Source organism: Lentzea sp. NEAU-D7, assembly GCF_026242055.1.
Lineage (GTDB): Bacteria > Actinomycetota > Actinomycetes > Mycobacteriales > Pseudonocardiaceae > Lentzea.
This window is the reverse complement of record NZ_JAPJDL010000002.1, coordinates 40,162-56,771: the sequence shown is the minus strand read 5'-3', so window position 1 is coordinate 56,771 and position 16,610 is coordinate 40,162. Positions and strand designations below refer to the sequence as shown.

The 16,610-nt window shown below is 70.7% G+C and carries 20 protein-coding genes; 9 read left to right on the top strand and 11 right to left on the bottom strand.

Translation table 11 applies throughout. From position 1 onward, the window contains the following. The first annotated feature begins 1 nt into the window (after position 1). Entirely contained in the window at positions 2-562 is a 561-nt protein-coding gene (locus ORI60_RS03590) for an ester cyclase (RefSeq protein WP_266034114.1), read from the top strand. Here ORI60_RS03590 and ORI60_RS03585 read toward each other — a convergent pair. Together ORI60_RS03585 and ORI60_RS03580 are read right to left on the bottom strand one after the other, a co-directional pair. Beyond that, positions 559-1,164 carry a response regulator gene (locus ORI60_RS03585; protein WP_266034111.1) on the bottom strand — a complete coding sequence of 202 codons (606 nt, stop codon included), beginning with the start codon at positions 1,162-1,164 and terminating at the stop codon, positions 559-561. The genes ORI60_RS03590 and ORI60_RS03585 overlap by 4 nt on opposite strands. Next, complete coding sequence (locus ORI60_RS03580; RefSeq protein WP_266034109.1) at positions 1,161-2,123, bottom strand: sensor histidine kinase; 963 nt, start codon at positions 2,121-2,123, stop codon at positions 1,161-1,163. Before ORI60_RS03580 ends, ORI60_RS03585 begins: the two co-directional genes overlap by 4 nt. A 111-nt stretch (positions 2,124-2,234) precedes the next feature. Between ORI60_RS03580 and ORI60_RS03575 the strand changes: the two genes are divergently transcribed. Next, positions 2,235-2,723: a GlcG/HbpS family heme-binding protein gene (locus ORI60_RS03575; protein ID WP_266034107.1), complete on the top strand. Its 489-nt coding sequence runs from the start codon at positions 2,235-2,237 to the stop codon at positions 2,721-2,723. A 25-nt stretch (positions 2,724-2,748) separates the two neighbouring features. Here ORI60_RS03575 and ORI60_RS03570 read toward each other — a convergent pair whose 3' ends face one another. Continuing rightward, positions 2,749-3,135: a hypothetical protein gene (locus tag ORI60_RS03570; protein WP_266034105.1), complete on the bottom strand. Its 387-nt coding sequence runs from the start codon at positions 3,133-3,135 to the stop codon at positions 2,749-2,751. Between the two features lie 97 nt (positions 3,136-3,232). Between ORI60_RS03570 and ORI60_RS03565 the strand changes: the two genes are divergently transcribed. Further along, on the top strand, positions 3,233-4,057 hold the full coding sequence (locus ORI60_RS03565) for a class II glutamine amidotransferase (protein WP_266034102.1): 825 nt from the start codon (positions 3,233-3,235) through the stop codon (positions 4,055-4,057). A gap of 78 nt (positions 4,058-4,135) precedes the next feature. Beyond that, complete coding sequence (locus ORI60_RS03560; RefSeq protein ID WP_266034099.1) at positions 4,136-4,714, top strand: DUF4360 domain-containing protein; 579 nt, start codon at positions 4,136-4,138, stop codon at positions 4,712-4,714. A gap of 15 nt (positions 4,715-4,729) precedes the next feature. On the opposite strand, the gene ORI60_RS03555 is transcribed toward ORI60_RS03560, so the two are convergent. Then, entirely contained in the window at positions 4,730-4,897 is a 168-nt protein-coding gene (locus ORI60_RS03555; protein ID WP_266034095.1) for a hypothetical protein, read from the bottom strand. Between the two features lie 76 nt (positions 4,898-4,973). On the opposite strand from ORI60_RS03555, the gene ORI60_RS03550 reads away from it, so the two are divergent. Together ORI60_RS03550 and ORI60_RS03545 are read left to right on the top strand one after the other, a co-directional pair. Beyond that, positions 4,974-5,408, top strand: a complete 435-nt coding sequence (locus tag ORI60_RS03550; protein WP_266034090.1) for a cupin domain-containing protein — start codon at positions 4,974-4,976, stop codon at positions 5,406-5,408. Continuing rightward, positions 5,405-5,737 carry a cupin domain-containing protein gene (locus ORI60_RS03545; protein WP_266034087.1) on the top strand — a complete coding sequence of 111 codons (333 nt, stop codon included), beginning with the start codon at positions 5,405-5,407 and terminating at the stop codon, positions 5,735-5,737. Before ORI60_RS03550 ends, ORI60_RS03545 begins: the two co-directional genes overlap by 4 nt. A gap of 39 nt (positions 5,738-5,776) precedes the next feature. On the opposite strand, the gene ORI60_RS03540 is transcribed toward ORI60_RS03545, so the two are convergent. Then, positions 5,777-7,501 carry an L-aspartate oxidase gene (locus ORI60_RS03540; RefSeq protein ID WP_266034085.1) on the bottom strand — a complete coding sequence of 575 codons (1,725 nt, stop codon included), beginning with the start codon at positions 7,499-7,501 and terminating at the stop codon, positions 5,777-5,779. Between the two features lie 111 nt (positions 7,502-7,612). Here ORI60_RS03540 and ORI60_RS03535 point away from each other — a divergent pair, with 111 nt between their 5' ends. Next, on the top strand, positions 7,613-8,209 hold the full coding sequence (locus ORI60_RS03535) for a phosphoribosylanthranilate isomerase (RefSeq protein ID WP_266034082.1): 597 nt from the start codon (positions 7,613-7,615) through the stop codon (positions 8,207-8,209). A gap of 174 nt (positions 8,210-8,383) precedes the next feature. Here ORI60_RS03535 and ORI60_RS03530 read toward each other — a convergent pair whose 3' ends face one another. After that, positions 8,384-9,376: an IS481 family transposase gene (locus tag ORI60_RS03530; RefSeq protein ID WP_266035424.1), complete on the bottom strand. Its 993-nt coding sequence runs from the start codon at positions 9,374-9,376 to the stop codon at positions 8,384-8,386. A 120-nt stretch (positions 9,377-9,496) separates the two neighbouring features. Further along, on the bottom strand, positions 9,497-9,859 hold the full coding sequence (locus ORI60_RS03525; protein WP_266034080.1) for a DUF4406 domain-containing protein: 363 nt from the start codon (positions 9,857-9,859) through the stop codon (positions 9,497-9,499). A 49-nt stretch (positions 9,860-9,908) separates the two neighbouring features. Here ORI60_RS03525 and ORI60_RS03520 point away from each other — a divergent pair, with 49 nt between their 5' ends. After that, a complete protein-coding gene (locus ORI60_RS03520) occupies positions 9,909-10,649 on the top strand; it encodes a DeoR/GlpR family DNA-binding transcription regulator (RefSeq protein WP_266034077.1) in 741 nt (246 codons plus the stop codon). Between the two features lie 2 nt (positions 10,650-10,651). Here ORI60_RS03520 and ORI60_RS03515 read toward each other — a convergent pair whose 3' ends face one another. Continuing rightward, complete coding sequence (locus ORI60_RS03515) at positions 10,652-11,794, bottom strand: HEAT repeat domain-containing protein (RefSeq protein WP_266034075.1); 1,143 nt, start codon at positions 11,792-11,794, stop codon at positions 10,652-10,654. 98 nt (positions 11,795-11,892) lie between these two features. On the opposite strand from ORI60_RS03515, the gene ORI60_RS03510 reads away from it, so the two are divergent. Then, positions 11,893-13,206: a cytochrome P450 gene (locus ORI60_RS03510; RefSeq protein WP_266034072.1), complete on the top strand. Its 1,314-nt coding sequence runs from the start codon at positions 11,893-11,895 to the stop codon at positions 13,204-13,206. A gap of 42 nt (positions 13,207-13,248) precedes the next feature. Here ORI60_RS03510 and ORI60_RS03505 read toward each other — a convergent pair whose 3' ends face one another. From ORI60_RS03505 to ORI60_RS03495, 3 genes are read right to left on the bottom strand one after another with little or no spacing between them, the layout of a single operon-like run. Then, on the bottom strand, positions 13,249-14,598 hold the full coding sequence (locus ORI60_RS03505; protein WP_266034071.1) for a hypothetical protein: 1,350 nt from the start codon (positions 14,596-14,598) through the stop codon (positions 13,249-13,251). Next, positions 14,595-15,416, bottom strand: a complete 822-nt coding sequence (locus ORI60_RS03500) for a hypothetical protein (protein ID WP_266034069.1) — start codon at positions 15,414-15,416, stop codon at positions 14,595-14,597. Before ORI60_RS03500 ends, ORI60_RS03505 begins: the two co-directional genes overlap by 4 nt. Before the next feature lie 23 nt (positions 15,417-15,439). After that, a complete protein-coding gene (locus ORI60_RS03495; protein ID WP_266034067.1) occupies positions 15,440-16,351 on the bottom strand; it encodes a toll/interleukin-1 receptor domain-containing protein in 912 nt (303 codons plus the stop codon). Positions 16,352-16,610 lie beyond the last annotated feature (259 nt).

The following is a 16,610-nucleotide window of genomic DNA, read 5'->3' as shown; positions in this document are numbered from 1 at the left end:
GATGCCTTCCCGTTTCGTCCTGCCGGCCGAGGAGGTCCTGCGGGCCCGCGAAAAGCTCGTGCTCGACCACTTCCGCGACGAGGTGGCGCACGACTGGGACGCCACGCTCTCGACGTTCCCGCACCCGCACTACGAGATCATCGCCCAGATGGTGGTCCACGACGGCGACAGCGCCGTCCGGCAGTACTACACCGACACGCGCGTGGCGTTCCCCGACCAGCACCACGAACTGATCTCGTTCCGGCACAGCGTCGACGCCGTGATCGTGGAGTTCTGGCTGATCGGCACGCACCTCGGGCCGCTGGGCAGGATCCCGGCGACCGGCGGCGGGCACCGCACGCGCATGAACGCCTACTTCATCTTCGACGAGAACGAGAACCTCGTCACCGAGCGGATCTACTTCGACCAGCTGACCGTGCTGAAGCAGGTGATCAGCGGGATCGACCGGAAGAAGCCGAGCGGGCTGCGCAAGCTGCTGCAGGTGCTGCGCGGGATGCTCGCGATGTCGGGCGGCCGGCCGGACGAGCGGCTCACGAGGACAACGCCTCCGGAGATGGACTAGAGCCGGATCAGCTTGCGTTCGACGGCGGTCGTCACGGCCGCCGTCCTGGTCTCCACGCCCAGCTTCACGAAGATCCGCACCAGGTGCGTCTTCACGGTGGCCTCGCTGATGAACAGCTCCTTCGCGATCTCCCGGTTCGACAGGCCGCGGGCGAGGTGCTCCAGGATCTGCACCTCGCGCTTGCTGAGCTTCGGCGCGGGGCCGCGGACCTGGCGCAGCAGCCGTTGCGCGATGTCCGGCGAGAGCACGGTCTGGCCCGTCGAGGCCGTGCGCACGGCCTCGGCCAGGTCCTCCGGAGCGCAGTCCTTGAGCAGGTAGCCGATCGCGCCCGCCTCGACGGCGCGCACGATGTCGGCGTCGGAGTCGTAGGTCGTCAGCACGACGACCTGCGGCGGGTTCTCCAGCGCGCGGATCCTGCGCGTGGCCTCCACGCCGTCGATGCCCTTGCCCAGCTGGAGATCCATCAGCACGACGTCCACAGTGGACGCCCTGGTCACCGACTCCTCACCGGTCGCGGCCTCGATCACCTCGAAGTCGCGCGACAGCAGGCCGGCGAGCCCGAACCGGACCACCGGGTGGTCGTCCACCACCAGCACCCTCATGGCGTCGGCACCGTCACCGCCACCGCGGTCCCCTCTCCCGGCGCGCTCTCCACGGACACCGTGCCGCCCAGCTCGGTGATGCGCCCGCGGATGGACGCCAGCCCGTAGCCGCGGCCGTCCGCCGCCTTCACCGCCGCCGGGTCGAAGCCGCGGCCGTCGTCCACGACGTCGAGCGTCACAGCGTCCCCGAGGTACGACAACGTGATCGCCACCCGGCTGGCACCCGCGTGTTCGGCGACGTTCGCCACCGCGCCCTGTGCGGCTCGCAGCAACGCCACCTCGGTCTGCACGCTCAGCGCGTACGGATCGCCGTCCACCTCCACGTGCGGGCAGAGCCGGTGCAGCGCGTCGACCAGTGTGCCGTGGATCGGCGACAGGTCGCGGACGAACCGCCGCGCCTCGCCCAGGTTCTCCCGCGCGACCTCGGCCGCCTTCCCGGTCTCGCCGAGCGACAGCAGCAGGTTGATGCTGGAGAAGCCCTGGGCCAGGGTGTCGTGGATCTCGCGCGCGAGGCGCTGGCGTTCCTCCAGCACCCCGGCCTCGTGCAGCAGGCGGGCGCGGTCGAAGAACACCGCCGCCGTCAGCACCGCGACGCCGACCGGGCCGAGCACCAGCGACGGGTCGAACGTCGCCGCCAGCCTGATCTGGGCCAGCACGACGGCCGCGGTCAGCACCGCCGCGATCGGCAGCGCCACGCGCGGCCTGAGCTGGCGCAGGCACTGGAAGAACAACGGGATCGCGCACCAGCCGAAGCTCGGCGCCAGCCACACCAGCACCAGCCACACGGCGAGCACGAGCGGCAGCGCCCGCGTCCACCGCACGCTCGCCGGATACCCGAGCCCCAGCGCGAGAGCGAGGCCGAGCACGAGGAGGTCGGCGCCGTGGTACGCGACGTACCGCGCCGCCGACGCCGTCAGCAGCACGTAGAAGCCCGCGTGCATCGCCCTGTGCAGCCACACGTCGGCGACTGTAGGCGAGCGGCGCACCGGCACGGGTCAACCGATGGGTTGAACCGAGGTTCAACCGTCACCACCAGGGAAAGCCGCCCCGGCCGGAGCACCGTGGTGGCCATGGACCTCAAGAAGATCGCAGTCGCCACCCTCGTCGTGCTGAGCATCGGCGGCGGCTACGCGGCAGCCGACCAGCGCACCACCACCCGCACGGAGAAGGTGCTGACCATCGACGCGGCGATCAGGGCCGCCCAGGCCACGCTCGACGCCGCCGAGAAGGAGAACCAGCGCGTCACGGTCGCCGTGGTGGACCGCGGCGGCGACGTCGTGGTGCTGCTCGCCGGCGACGGCGCGGGCCCGCAGACTGAGGAGTCGGCACGCCGCAAGGCGTTCACCGCGGTGTCGTTCAACGCCCCGACCTCGGAGCTCGCCGGCCGCGTCACCGGGCAGGGCGCGACGCTGCGCGACATCCCCGGCACGTTGTTCCTGGGTGGCGGTGTGCCGGTGACGGTCGACGGCACGTCCGTCGCGGGCATCGGCGTCGGCGGCGCGCCCAGCGGCGACCTGGACGAGAAGTACGCGAAGGCCGGTCTCGCGACCCTGAAGTGAGTCCGCGGGAGCCGATCGGCGCCGGTCAGCGGCGCCGGTCGGTCGCGCCCCAGCCGGGAGGAGCGATCCGCTCGGTCGCCTCGGGGTCGACGGCGTGCCGGGCCACGTGCCGGCCGGGCTGCGGCTTCTTGCCCATCAGCATGAGCGCGACGGCCACGATCAGGCCGATGGTGGCGAGACCGGCGGCGACGGCGCGGGCGGCCGGGTGTTCGAGGATCAGGGTGCTGATCGTCAGGGCGAGCACCAGCGCGGCGATCGGGCCGATGACGGCGAGGTCGGAGCGTTCCTCGGGCTCCGGGGCGGGCTCTGCCGGGACCGGTACCTGCGCGACGGGCGCGTACACCTCGATCGTCTCGAAGTTCCCGCGCGGCTGTTCGTAGGGCGGGGGCCGTAAGCCGGGAGGGACCGTCACCCCAGCCATGCTGCCCGAGGAAGGCGCGTCGCCGCAAACCTCCCATTCCGGTCTGCTACGTGTTCCCATGTAGCGCCGGGTGGTCAGGAGGTCCGACATGTGCAGGTGGCTCGCGTATTCCGGTTCGCCGGTCTTGCTGGAGGAACTCCTCTACGCGCCCGAGAACTCGCTCGTCATGCAGTCGAAGCACGCCCGGCTGGGCGCGACGGCCGTGAACGGTGACGGGTTCGGCATCGGCTGGTACGGCAGCACGAGCACGCCCGGTCTCTTCCTGAGCACAGAACCGGCGTGGAACGACCGCAACCTGCGGGAACTGTCCGCGCAGATCACCGTCGACCGGGTGTTCGCGCACGTGCGGGCCTCCACGGGCGGGGCGGTGCAGCGGTCGAACTGCCACCCGTTCCGGTACGGCAGCTGGTTGTGGATGCACAACGGACTGATCGCGAAGTTCCCGCTGGTGCGGCGCGAGCTGATGCTGGCGATCGACCCCGTGCTGTTCCCGTTGATCGAGGGGTCGACGGACTCGGAGGTCATGTTCTACCTGGCCGTCAGCTTCGGGCTGGAGCAGGACCCGCCGGCCGGGGTGGCGCGCATGGTGGAGTTCGTCGAGGACGTCGGCAGGCGGGCCGGCGTGGAGTACCCGGTCCAGATGACGGTCGCGGTCACGGACGGCTCGACGACCTGGGCGTTCCGGTACTCGAGCCGGGGCAAGTCGCGGTCGTTGTTCCACAGCACCGACGTGTCGACCCTGCGCCGCCAGTACCCGGACAACCCGGCGCTGCACGACCTCACCGACGACTCCCGGCTGATCGTGTCCGAGCCGCTGGGCGACCTGGTCGGGGCGTGGCGGGAGGTGCCGGAGTCGACGTGCGTGGTGGTCAGGACCGGCGTCGAGGAGGAGCTGCTGCCCTTCAAGCCGTGAATCGTCAGGGAACCGTCAGGCGCGTCGCCGCTACCGTCTGAGGCAGCCGCCGCCCCGACTCCCCGGAGAGGTTCCCCCATGCTCACCACGGCAGCGGCAGCACTCGTCGCCCTGTCCGCTCTGGCACCGGCCGAGCAGCCGGCGCCGTTCCTCGAAGTCGTCACCGTCAACGGTTCGGGCTGCCCGGCCGGCGACGCCGACGTCCAGACGGACGACAGAACGTTCACGATCGGGTACCACACCTTCCTGGCGCGGGCGGGCAACGGCTCGTCCCCGCTCGACCAGCGCAAGAACTGCCAGGTCAACCTGCGGGTGAACGCGCCGCAGGGCTACACCTACGGCCTCGCGCGGACCACCTACGAGGGCTACGCCCACCTGCAGGACGGAGCGACCGGGCTCAGCCGGATCAGCACCTACCTGCAGGGCACCTCCCCCACCGCGACGGTGACCCAGACGTTCACCGGGCCGTTCAGCGGCGACTGGCAGACCCGCTACCGCCCGGACGCGGCCGAGATCCAGTGGGTGCCGTGCGGCGAGAAGCGGAACATCAACGTCAACGCCGAGGTCCGCGTCGCGCTCGGCACGTCGGACCCCGACCGGCTCAGCTTCGTGATCGTGGAGTCGAGCCGGGGCGTCGTGTGGACCAGGCGCTGCTGAGTCCGGTCCCGGTGGTCAGCGCGTGACGGCGCGGTACAGCACCACCCAGATCTCGCCGGGCCGTTCGGTCGCGCCGGGGAACCACCTCGGCGCGACGACCCCGGCCAGTTCGTCCGCGCGTTCCAGCAGCGTGCTGACCGCCGGTTCGCCGACGGCGGCGAACCAGTCGACGTGGGCGAGCACGAAGTCCCGCGTCGCCTCCTTTCGGCGGGAGTCCCGACGCTGTCACAGATCGGTGGGTTGTGCGGTCTGTTCTGACATGAGCCACGAACACACCCATCAGCTCGACAACCCGGACAAGAGCGGCCCGCCGCCGAAGATCGAGGTCATCGGCACCGTGCCGGGAGCACCGCGGATCCCGGACGGCGCCGAGGCCATGACGATCCTCGTGACGCTGCCGCCGTCGAGTCCCGGCGCGCCGCCGCACCGGCATTCCGGGCCCGCGTACGGCTACGTCGTGAAGGGCGCCATCGTCTTCGAGCTGGAAGGCGAGCCGGAGCGGGTCGTCCGCGCGGGCGAGACGTTCTGGGAGCCGGGCGGCGACGTCATCCACTACCAGGACGGCAACCACCTGGCGGACGAGGAGTCCGCTTTCGTGGTCACGATGTTCTGCGCGCCCGGTCAGCCGATGCTGACCGTCGTGGAACCGGACGAGCTGCGGGCGCGCCGACACCTCAGGGCACCCCGGCCGTGAGGACGTCGCTGAACGCGCTGGCGCGCGACCACCTCGGCGTCGCCCGCGCGGCTTCGAGCGGGCGCAGCGCCGTCACCGTCCACGGTGGACACGAGGCGGCGTTGCGGCAGACGGTGATGGCGTTGCGCGCGGGCGAGCACCTGCACGAGCACGAGCACCCCGGTGAGGTGACCGTGCAGGTGCTGCTCGGCCGCGTCCGGCTGGTGGCCGGGCCGGACTCGTGGGAGGCGTCGCCCGGCGACCTGCTGACGATGCCGCGGCGCCGCCACCGGGTCGAGGCGCTGGAGGACAGCGCCTTCCTGTTCACCACGGCGTTGCGGCTGCCGTGACGAGCACGAGGGGCGGGGAAGGCCCCCGCCCCTCGACCGTCACTCGACCAGCTTGCCGGCCGTGTCGACCTCCCGCATCAGCGACGCGATCTCGTCCGGCACCGGAGGGATCTCCTCCCGGACGACCTGGCCGGGGCCCGCCCACACGAGGTTCACCTGCTGCGCGGGGTCGAGGTCCGGGTGGTCGGACCGGTTGTGGCAGCCGCGCGTCTCGCGGCGTTCGAGGGCGCACTCCAGGGTCGCGCGGGCGGAGAGCGCCGAAGCCAGCAGGTCGAAGGCGTGGGCGAGGTCCCCGAACCCGGCGAGGTCGGGGTGCACGCCGACGTCGCGGATGCGGTTCTCCAGCTCGTCCAGCTCGGCGAGCCCCTTGCGCAGACCGGCTTCGTCGCGGACGACGCCCGCGTGCTCGGTCATGGTGTTGCGCAGCGCGCGTTGCAGGGCACGGACGTTCTCCTGGCCGTCGGCGGCGAGCAGATCGTCCACTTCGGACCGCGCCTCGTCGACCGCGGCGCGCGAACGCCGTTGCGCCTGCAGGGAAGCCGAGTACCCGGCCGCGGCCTCGCCGACGATCCGGCCGTAGACCAGCAGTTCGATGAGCGAGTTGCCGCCGAGCCGGTTCGCGCCGTGCAGGCCGCTGGACGCCTCGCCGATCGCGTACAGGCCCGTCACGCCCGTCGAGTGGTCCTCGGGCGACACCCACACGCCGCCCATCGAGTAGTGGGCGGTCGGCGCGATCTCGACGGCCTCCCTGGTGATGTCCTTCATCTGCAGTTCGAGCAGCGTCTGGTACACCCTGGGCAGTCGTTGCATGATCTGCTCGCGCGGCAGGTGCGACACGTCCAGCCACACTCCGCCGTTCGGGGTGCCGCGACCCTCCTTGATCTCGGTGTACGCGGCGAGCGCGACCCTGTCGCGTGTGGACAGTTCCATCCGCTCCGGGTCGTAGCGGGCCATGAACCGCTCGCCGGACGCGTTGGTCAGGATGCCGCCCTCACCGCGAGCCGCCTCCGAGACCAGGGTGCCCGCCGCGTTCTCCGGTTCGATCAGGCCGGACGGGTGGAACTGCACCAGCTCGGGGTCGCGGATCCTGCCGCCCGCGAGCACCGCCAGCCGGAACGAGTCGCCGGTGTTCTCGTCGCGGCGGCTCGACGTGCGGCGCCAGATGCGGGTGTGCCCGCCGGCCGCGAGGATCACGGCGTCCGCGTGGAAGACGTACCGCTCACCCGTGTTCAGGTCGAACCCGTAGGCGCCGAAGACGACGTTGTCGTGCACCAGGATTCGGGTGATGTAGCAGGTGTCGTGGATCGGGATGTCGAGCTGCGCGGCCCGGTTCACCAGCGTGCGCTGGATCTCCAGGCCGGTGTAGTCGCCGGCGAACGACGTGCGGCGGAACGTGTGCGCGCCGAAGAACCGCTGCGAGATGCGCCCGTCGTCCTCCCGCGCGAACGGCATGCCCCAGCGTTCCAGGTCAGCGATTCCGCGCGCCGCCTGCTCGGCCACGACCCGCACGATCTCCGGGTTGGCGAGCAGGTAGCTCTCCTTGATGGTGTCCGCCGCGTGCTGCTGCCACGTGTCCGAAGGGTCCATCGTGGCCAGCGCCGCGTTGATGCCGCCGGCGGCGAGCGCGGTGTGCGCGTCGGCCTTGGGGCGCTTGCCCACGACCAGCACGTCGATGCCTCGTTCGGCGAGCTCGATGGCGGCGCGCAGTCCCGCGCCACCGCTGCCGATCACCAAAACCGATGTGGCTAGCTGATGTTCAGTCATCACGGCCTCCGTTGCCCGTCTCTTCCATTAAGTAGGACCGGGCAGCGGTTCGGCTTGTGACTGTTAGCCGCGCGACAGTGCGTCCGTGGCCACATCAGTAGGATCGGTGGTGTGTTCGTGAAGCTGTGCGGCCTGCGCACCGAGTCCGATGTCACCGTCGCGGTCGAGACGGGGGCCGACGCCGTCGGGTTCGTGCTCACGACAAGTCCGCGCCAGATCGACGTCGACCTGGCGGCGCGGCTCGTCGCCGAGGTGCCGGCGGACGTCCTGACCGTCGCCGTGGTGCGCGGCATCCCGGCCGCCGAGGCGGGCGAGATGGCGCTGAAGACGGGCGTGCGCGCGTTGCAGCTGCACGGCGACTACCCGAAGGAAGCGTTCGACGAACTGGCCGGGTTGCCGTTCGGACTGGTGAGGGCCACGGCGCTCGGCCCCGAGACCGACGTGCGCACCGGAGCGTTCGGCGAGGAACTGCTGCTGATCGACTCCCCCGTCGCCGGATCGGGCGAGCAGTGGGACATCACACGCCTCGCCGGCAACCCGCCCACCGGCAAGTGGGTGCTGGCGGGCGGGTTGTCGCCGGAGACGGTCGCCGGGGCGATCAGCGTGGCGCGGCCGTGGGGCGTGGACGTGTCCAGCGGCATCGAGTCGAGCCGCGGCGTGAAGGACCACGGCCGGATGCGCGAGTTCGTCCTGGCCGCGCGCGGCTGACAGCGAGACGCTAGGCCGGGTCCCGGAAGTCCCGTCGGGCGGCAGTGGCAGCCGAGGGCCCCGGAGACGACACCGCCGCAACGCCCGAATACGCCCGGTATGAGGGCATCGCGGCGGCGCCGTCTCCGGGTCTCTCGCCCGCGCCTGCCACCGGACGAACTTCCGGGACACGACCTAGGTGTACTGACCCGAGAGGTTAGGAACGCGGCTGGCGGGTGGTAGGCCTTTGAGTGCGGTGTGCCCGCGGTGGTGATTGTAGAGATGCAGCCATCGTGGGAAGGCTTCGCGGCGTTCGGTTTCGGTGCGGTAGGGGCGGGCGTAGGCCCATTCGTCGAGCAGGGTGCGGTTGAAGCGTTCGACTTTTCCGTTGGTTTGGGGCCGGTAGGGGCGGGTGCGTTTGTGAGTGATGCCGGCCGCGGCGAGGGTGTCGCGCCAGAGCCGGGACTTGTAGCAGGAGCCGTTGTCGGTGAGTACCCGGATGACGGTGATCCCGTTGGTGGTGAAGAAGAGCTGGGCTCGCTGCCAGAACGCGGCGGCGGTTTCCTTGCGTTCGTCGGGCAGGATCTCGCTGTAGGCCAGCCGGGAGTGATCGTCCACGGCGTTGTGCAGGTAGCTGTAGCCGACGTGGCTGTTGCCGTTGCGGTTGAGGGTCTTGCCGGGTGTGCGGGTGCGGTGACGCTGCCCGGCTTGCCTGCTGGTGACGCGGTGTCCGCCGCCGTCGGGGATGTTGCCCAGCTTCTTGATGTCGACGTGGACGAGGTCACCGGGGGTGGGGTGTTCGTAGCGGCGGATCGGCTGCCCGGTGGCCCGGTCCAGATGCCGTAGCCGGCTCAGCCGGTAGCGGCGCAGGATCCGGTGCACGGTGGAGGGGTTGAGGCCGAGCAGGTAGGCGATACGCGCCGGTCCCCACCGGCGCTCCAGCCGGACCTTGACGACTCGTCGTTCCCGTCGCGGACAGGTGCGAGCGGGGCTGGAGTGCGGGCGTGAGGATCGGTCGGTCATCGCTACCGCGCCGCCGGCGCGGTAGCGCGTGGCCCAGCGTTGCGCGGTGCTCACCGAGACCTGGAACCGTTCAGCGGCGCGCCGCAGCGGCCATTCATCGTCGACGACACACCGGGCCAGGCGCAGCCTGCCCAGCTCGGTCAGCGGTGCGTTAGCGTGAGTGATCGAGGGCCTCCTGGTAGCCGGTGCAGATGTCGCAATCCACACCGAACCCGGAGGCCCTCCCTCATTCCAAGATCATCCGATCACGTGTCGGACCGTTCGCAACGTCTCGGGTCAGTACACCTAGGCGGCGCGGTAGCCGGGGACGTCCTCGACCCGGTGGTAGACCGGCAGCCCGCGCTCGCGTGCGATCCGCACGTCCTCGTCCGCACCGGTCGACTCACCGGGCAGGCGCAGCACCGCCTCGCAGTGCCGCAGCAGGCGTTCCGCGGCCGGGTACATGATCTCCGACGCGATCGGGTCGGTCGGCGAGCTGCCACCGGCGCCGCGCAGCACGGGCAGCGCCACCCACTCGCCGATCATCGGGACGTGCCCGCTGCGGAACAGCGGCCACGCGGCCTCCTCCAGCCGTTCGAGGTTGCGCGCCATCAACTCGGGGTCGTCCCCGGTGCCGGAGCGGTAGGGCCCTGCGATCAGAATCAGCATGGCTCCGACCATAATGTGCAACACTCGGCAAAAACAAGGAGAAACGTGCATGTTGGCCGCCCAGCGTCGTGACCTGCTGCTCGAACGACTGCGCACCGACGGCCGGATCGTCGCCAAGGACCTCGCCGCCGAAGTCGGCATCTCCGAGGACACGATCCGCCGCGACCTGCGCGACATGGCCGCGGCAGGGCTCTGCCAACGCGTGTACGGCGGCGCACTGCCCGTCTCCCCCGCCATCGCCGACTACGCCACGCGTCAGGGCGTGCAGGTCGATGGCAAGCAACGGGTCGCACGGGCGGCGGCGGCGTTGATCGAACCGGGCAGCACCGTGATCCTCGACGGCGGCACGACCACACTTGCCGTCGTGCGCGCCCTACCGCTCGATCTGCACGCAACGGTCGTCACGCACAGCCCGACGATCGCGAGCGCGTTGGAGGAGCACCGGGACGTGGAGGTGTACGTCATCGGCGGCCGGCTCTTCAAGCACTCGATGGTCGCCTGCGGCGCCGCCGCCGTGGAGGCCGCACGGGGCGTGCACGCGGACCTCTTCTTCCTCGGTGTCACGGGCGTGCACCCCGAAGCGGGCCTCACGACCGGTGACGCGGACGAGGCCGCGATGAAACGCGCGCTCGCCCACCAGGCGGCGGACACCTACGTGCTGGCCAGTTCGGAGAAGATTGGCACGGCGTCGAGGTTCTCCGTGCTGCCGTTCGCCGACGTCGCCGGTGTGATCACGGACGCGGACAACGAGACGGTGCGCGCGCTGGAGGTACCCGTCGTCCAGGCCTGACGTCAGAGCACGATCCGCAGATAGCCCTTGGGAGAGCCGTAGGTCCGGCCGCACCGGGTCAGCGCGAGAACTCCGTGGCCCTCGACGTCACCCTCGAAGTAGCGCGGGTTGACCGACAGCTCCTCGCCGACGTCGGTGGCCCAGATGTCCTCGAGGTCCTCGTTCTCGTCGCTGGTGTCGTGCGGCAGGCACCAGCCGTCTTCGACGTCGAGTTCGCCGATCTGCTCGTCCTCCTTGAACGCGTCGTAGTAGCGGACGATCTCGCCCTGCCGCGCGACGCACCATGCCGTCCAGCCGTCGCCACAGCTCTCGGCGTAGTAGTGCGCCTCGCCGAACACCGCGCTCAGCACCGCGCAGATCTCGGTCACCGGACGGGTTCCGTGCTCGAACGGCTCGCCGAACACCAGCGTCCAGCCGTCCCACGCGCCCGTGACGTAGACCCTGGCGCACCGGACGTGCTCGCCGTCCTTCTCCCACGCGTGCTGGTCGTTGTTCCAGGCCTGGGCGCCCAGCACCTTCGTCACCGGCACCGGGTCCTGCAGACCGCAGACCCCGAGGACCGCCGCCTGGTCGTCGGTCCTGATCGCGTACCAGCCGCCGCAGAGGTGCATCTCGTCGACGCTGTACATGTCGTCCTCGAGCTTGTGGCCGATGAACCGGTCGACCACCCTGCGGTCCTCCGGCAGGAACGCGTCCGGGCCGGCGACCTCGGCGATGCCGATCAGCGCGCCCCTGCGCAGCGCGCCTTTGGCCGTGCGGCGCGTTTCCTGCAACAACGGCAGCACCTCCGGGCCCATGCTCCCGAACGCCCACAACGCTTCCCGTTGCGCGTAGTGGTCCTCGTCGGCGAGGAGGGGCAGGAGTGCCGTGGCGTGCCGGAACGCCGTCTCGCCCCGGAACATGCTCGCCGCCGCCCGGCGGATGCCGTGGTGCGGGTGCCGCAGCAGACCGAGGTAGACCTCGTCGTCCGCCTTGGCCAAGGAGAACACCCGGTACCCCCGGCTCACGACCTGGCTGTCGTCCGACGTGGTGATCACGTCCACCAGCTCGCCGAACGTCGAGATCCCCTGCTCGCGCACGAAGTCGTCGACCTCGCTCTTCCAGCTGTCGTGCTCCATGCGGTCGAGCAGCGCCCGGATCTCCATGGCGCGGCAGGCTACTCGGTGGTCCGAAGTGGACTCGCCGTTCGGCCGGACGGGCGAGACCTTGACTCACAGCGGCGTACTGGGCACGCTGGCGAACCGTGACGAGCCTGGCTGAGGAGCACGTCAAGCCGGCGGTGCGCTGGAGCATCGGCCACGCCCTGCCGCGTGCCGTCCTGCGCCTGGCCGCCCGCCGCGGCGACCTGCAGGGCCGCATCACCGTCGAGGCCTCCACCGGCGCCGACCTGACGGGCCTGTTCGACGAGATCCGCGCCCGAGGCCCCCTCGCCGCCACGAGGATCGGCCACACCACCACGCGGCACGAGGTGGTCAAGGCGGTCCTGTCCGACGACGCGTTCGTGACGGCCCGCCCGCGCTTCGGCGCCGGCATCCTCGGCAAGCTCGCCGCGTGGTCCGCCACCGAGGTCCTGCACCCGGTCCAGCCACCGTCGCTGCTCGCCGTCGAACCCCCGGCGCACACCCGCTACCGCAAGCTCGTCACCCGCGTCTTCACCGCGCGCGCCGTCGAACAGCTCCGCGTCCGCACCCAGGAGATCGCCGACGAGCTGCTCGACGGCCTCGACCCCGCGCGCCCGGTCGACCTGATCGAGACCTACTGCGGTCTGCTGCCGGTCACCGTGATCAGCGAGATCCTCGGCGTGCCACCACAGGAACGCGCGACGGTCCTGGCCCTCGGCGCGGCCGCCGCACCCAGCCTCGACCTGGGCCTGTCGTGGCGCGTGTTCCGCAGCGTGGAGACGACGCTCAGCTCGTTCGACGCCTGGCTCTCCCGACATTTGGAAGCCCTGCGCGCCCACCCCGGCGACAACCTGCTGAGCCGCCTGATCACCGCCCGCGAGGACGGTGAGGGCCTGTCCGAACGCGAGCTCAAGGCCACCGCCGGCCTGGTGCTGGCCGCCGGTTTCGAGACCACCGTCAACCTCCTCGGCAACGGCATCTCGTTGCTCACCAGGCACCCCGCCCAACTGGAAGCCCTCCGCGCGCAACCCTCGCTGTGGGCCAACGCCGTGGACGAGGTGCTGCGCCACGACCCACCGGTCCTGCTGACCGGCCGCATGTGCGCCCGCGACACGACGATCGCCGGCATCCCGGTGCGCCGGGGCCAGCTCGTCACCACCGTGCTCGCCGGGGCCAACCGCGACCCGTCCGTGTTCGAGAACCCGTCGGCGTTCGACGTCGGCCGCGCCAACGCCCGCGACCACGTGTCGTTCGGCGCGGGCCGCCACTACTGCCTCGGCGCCCAGCTCGCCCGCATGGAGGGTGAGATAGGACTGCGCACGATCTTCGACCGCTTCCCTGACCTGGCACCCCTTCCCGGCGCGCGCCGCCGGCCGACCCGCATCCTGCGCGGCTTCGAACGCCTGCCCACCAGCCTCACCGCGATCGGCCGGTGACGCGGACCCGGCCGGACGCATCGGCGGAGTGCTCCGCTGCTGTCACGGCGTCCTGAGGGAGGGCTCCAGAAGTGTGGCGGCGACGACCGACGCGGCCAGGACCGAGTCCTTCTGCACGCCGAGGTCGGTGAACGCCTTCTTCATCGCCATCCGCAGGCTGTGGAAGGTCAGCGGAATGGCCGGGTTCAGCAGCCGTTGCCCCACTTCGGGGTCCACTCCCCAGCTTTCGAAGGCCTCCGCCGCACGTCCGGCGGCCGCCAGCCGCGTTCCCCCGGCCAGCCGCGGTGTGGCCGGGTCCAGTCGTTCGACGCCTTCCACGAGTTTCTGGTGCGGATGGCTCATGAGGGCGTCGAACAAGGAGATCTGCTCGAGGTAGCCCCGTGTCAGCGGAGTGCTGACGAAAGGGGACGCCAGCACCTGATCACCGTCGAAGAGCTCGGCTCGCACCGCGAACACGGTGGCGGCGTCCGTCGCCTCCAGCAGCGGCCCCAGCAGCATCCGGGCCCGCCCGCGCACGCTCTCGCCGACCTGGGCCAGGAGCATCCGGATCCTGTCGAGCGCGGGAGGATGGGTGCCGCCGTTGCGGACGAACAACGCCTTCTCCGACGAGTAGACGGCGAGCACAGCCGCGAGCGCGCCCCACAGGGCCAGCGCCTGCGCGTCGCCGGCTTCCTTCTCGCACGTCCGCAGCAGCGCCGTGTGGGCTCCGGCGTCGGCCTGGTACTCCCGGAGCTGGTCGCCCGAGCACACCGGGAGGTGTTCGCCGGGGTGGAACCCGGACAGCTCCGAACCGTGCCCGAGCGCGTGGTGGACGAGCTCGTGGCCCGCGACGAACCGCGCCGCCTGGGTCACCAGGGCCGAGGTGAGTTCCGCGGCCCGGCCCGGCACCTCGAACGCGAGCATGCCCGCGAGGCCGTGAACCCGCTGCTGGACGTGGTAGTAGCGCAACATCCCGGCGATGGTCGCGGCGTCCAGGCCGTCCTCCCCGCTGAGCACCAGCCCCGCGCACCGGCAGTAGAAGGCGCACAACGTGAGCAGCGAATCGGACACCACGACGAGCGACGAGCCGTCGTCGAACGGTCGTGTCTCGGCACAGACGTCGTTCCTCGACGACAGCAGGAGATGAGCGGTGGAGAGCCGTCGTGCGTCGAAGCCGGTGTCGATCATCCCGGCGATCACGTCCTCGGTGGCGGCCTCCAGGAATCCCGCCACCGGGTTGACGACGCCCGGCCGGCCGGGCGTCGCGAGATAGCCGGCGAGCGCCGCCTCGAGCGTCGCGACACCGGAGGTGTTGCCCGCCTCCGCGTGCCGGTGCGCGAGGTCGGCGTGGATCTGGTCCCAGTCGTGGTCGAACAGGCGGGCCCGGCGCGCGGCCTGCGACTCGCCGGTCATCGGAGCTCCCGTTGCGCGTCGTGCACGACGGCGCCGAAGTCGCGGGCCGCCATGCCGCGCCGCCGCGAGTCGTCCACCACGACCCGCATGTGGGCGGCGAGCTCCTCCGGCGAGTGGTCGTCGGCCCGCATGACGCCGATGTGCGGCGACAACAGCTCCGGCGGCACCGCGACGTCACCCACGAGGACCGGGAGGATGTACCGGTCGCCGCGTTCGATCGCGCGGACCATCGCCGCCGAGAACCCGTCGAGCGGTATCCCGTCGCTGAGGTACTTGGTGGAGATGAACGGCACGAAGTGCAGCGCGCGCTGGCCGTAGACCTTGCGCCGCTCCTGCACGAAGTTGAGTCCCCACCAGGCGTTCGTCATGTCGGGCTCGTAGAACACCTTGAGCGCCAACGCCTTCGCGGCCACCACGAGCGCGTGCACGTAGTCGCGCTGCTCCTGCGCGAACGCCACCGCGATGTCGTAGGAGCCGACGACCTCCGCGCACTTCTCCCGCACCAGCAACAGGGCCAGCACGGCCGCCGGGCGCGGGTCCCAGCCCTCCTGCTCGCCCAGGACCCGGTCGACGGTGTCGGGGTCGACGACCTGGCCCGGTCCCGCCGAGTCCAGCCACAGGCGGTAGGTCTCGCTCCCCTGGATCCTCCGCCACAGCTGCGACCTCTTGTTGTCGAGCCAGGTCCGGGCGAACCGCTGGTAGCGCTCGCGGTCCGCGGGCGAGATGCCCACGCCCGCGCCGTCGAGCTCGGCGCCCAGCAGGACGTACAGCTCGTCATCGCTGCTGGACCCGAGGTCGAGGGGGAAGCCGTCCGTCATGCGCTCATTCCTCCCAGGGCCCATCACCGGTGCGTCTGCTCGATGTACAGCACGACCTTGCGCCACAGGGCGTCGAAGAACCCTTCGGCCGTCAGGAGCGTGCTGCCCGCGCCCTGCAGGCCGTCGATGAACTTCAGCCGCGCCTCCTCGTGCTGCTTGTCCCACTCCGCCGTGGCCCAGCCGTTCTTCGCGCTCCCCCGGTACGAGGGCGCGCCGTAGCCCACCGCCAACTGGTCCTGCCGGTAGGACTCGTCGAACCACACCTGCAGTCCGTACACCGGCGTGCCGCGCTTCTCGACTCGCACCTCCACCGCGTGGTCGGGAGTCCGCACCCTGCAGGTGTACCCGTACTGCTCCAGCGCGCCGGCGTTGGCCTGGAACCGTTCACCCACAACGGAGAGCGCGTTCTCCAGGGTCTCGTAGGGGCTGAAGCTGCCCGGCGCGATCCGCGGCAGGAGGACGCCCCGGGCAGGCGTGGCGGGAACCGGCGCGGTGGCGGCGGGCACGGTGCTGCGGACGCGTTCGGCGGTGATCTTCGCGAGTTCCTCCGGCGTCCAGTCCTCGGCGCGCAGGTGCGCGGTGGCCGAGCTCAGCAGTTCCTCCGGCACCCGCACGTCCCCCACCATGATCGGCAGGATGTACGCGTCCTCGCGCAGTTCGATCGACCAGGTGAGCGCGGCGTTGTACTCGTCCATCGGGTAGGAGCCGCCGAGGTACTCGCGGGAGAAGAACGGCACGACGTACCGCGCGATGCCCTTGCCGTAGATCCTGCGGAACTCGACGATGAAGTTGCGCCCCCACATTTGGGCCGAGACGTTCTTGTCGTAGAAGACGCTCAGCCCAAGGGCCTCGCAGGCACGCACATAATTCTCCGCCAAGCTGCGCTGCGCGCCAGAGAACGACACAGCGACGTCATAGGTTTCACGATCGGACATCAGCACCTCGTCGACCTTCCGAGTGAACAACGACCGGGCGCCAAGCATTCCACATCCCACAATCCAGAACGCACACGACTCGTTCGACCGCCGATTCGCTCACGAGCGAAATTCGGAGCGATCAAGAATACTTCCGGTACCTGCGAAAACAGGGCGTCACAGCACCTCGTCCACGCCTGGACCAGCCGCTTTTCGATCACTGACCAGTCCTCGTGTCCAGTTCGAACCCGACACGACAAATACTGGACGCTTTCATGAC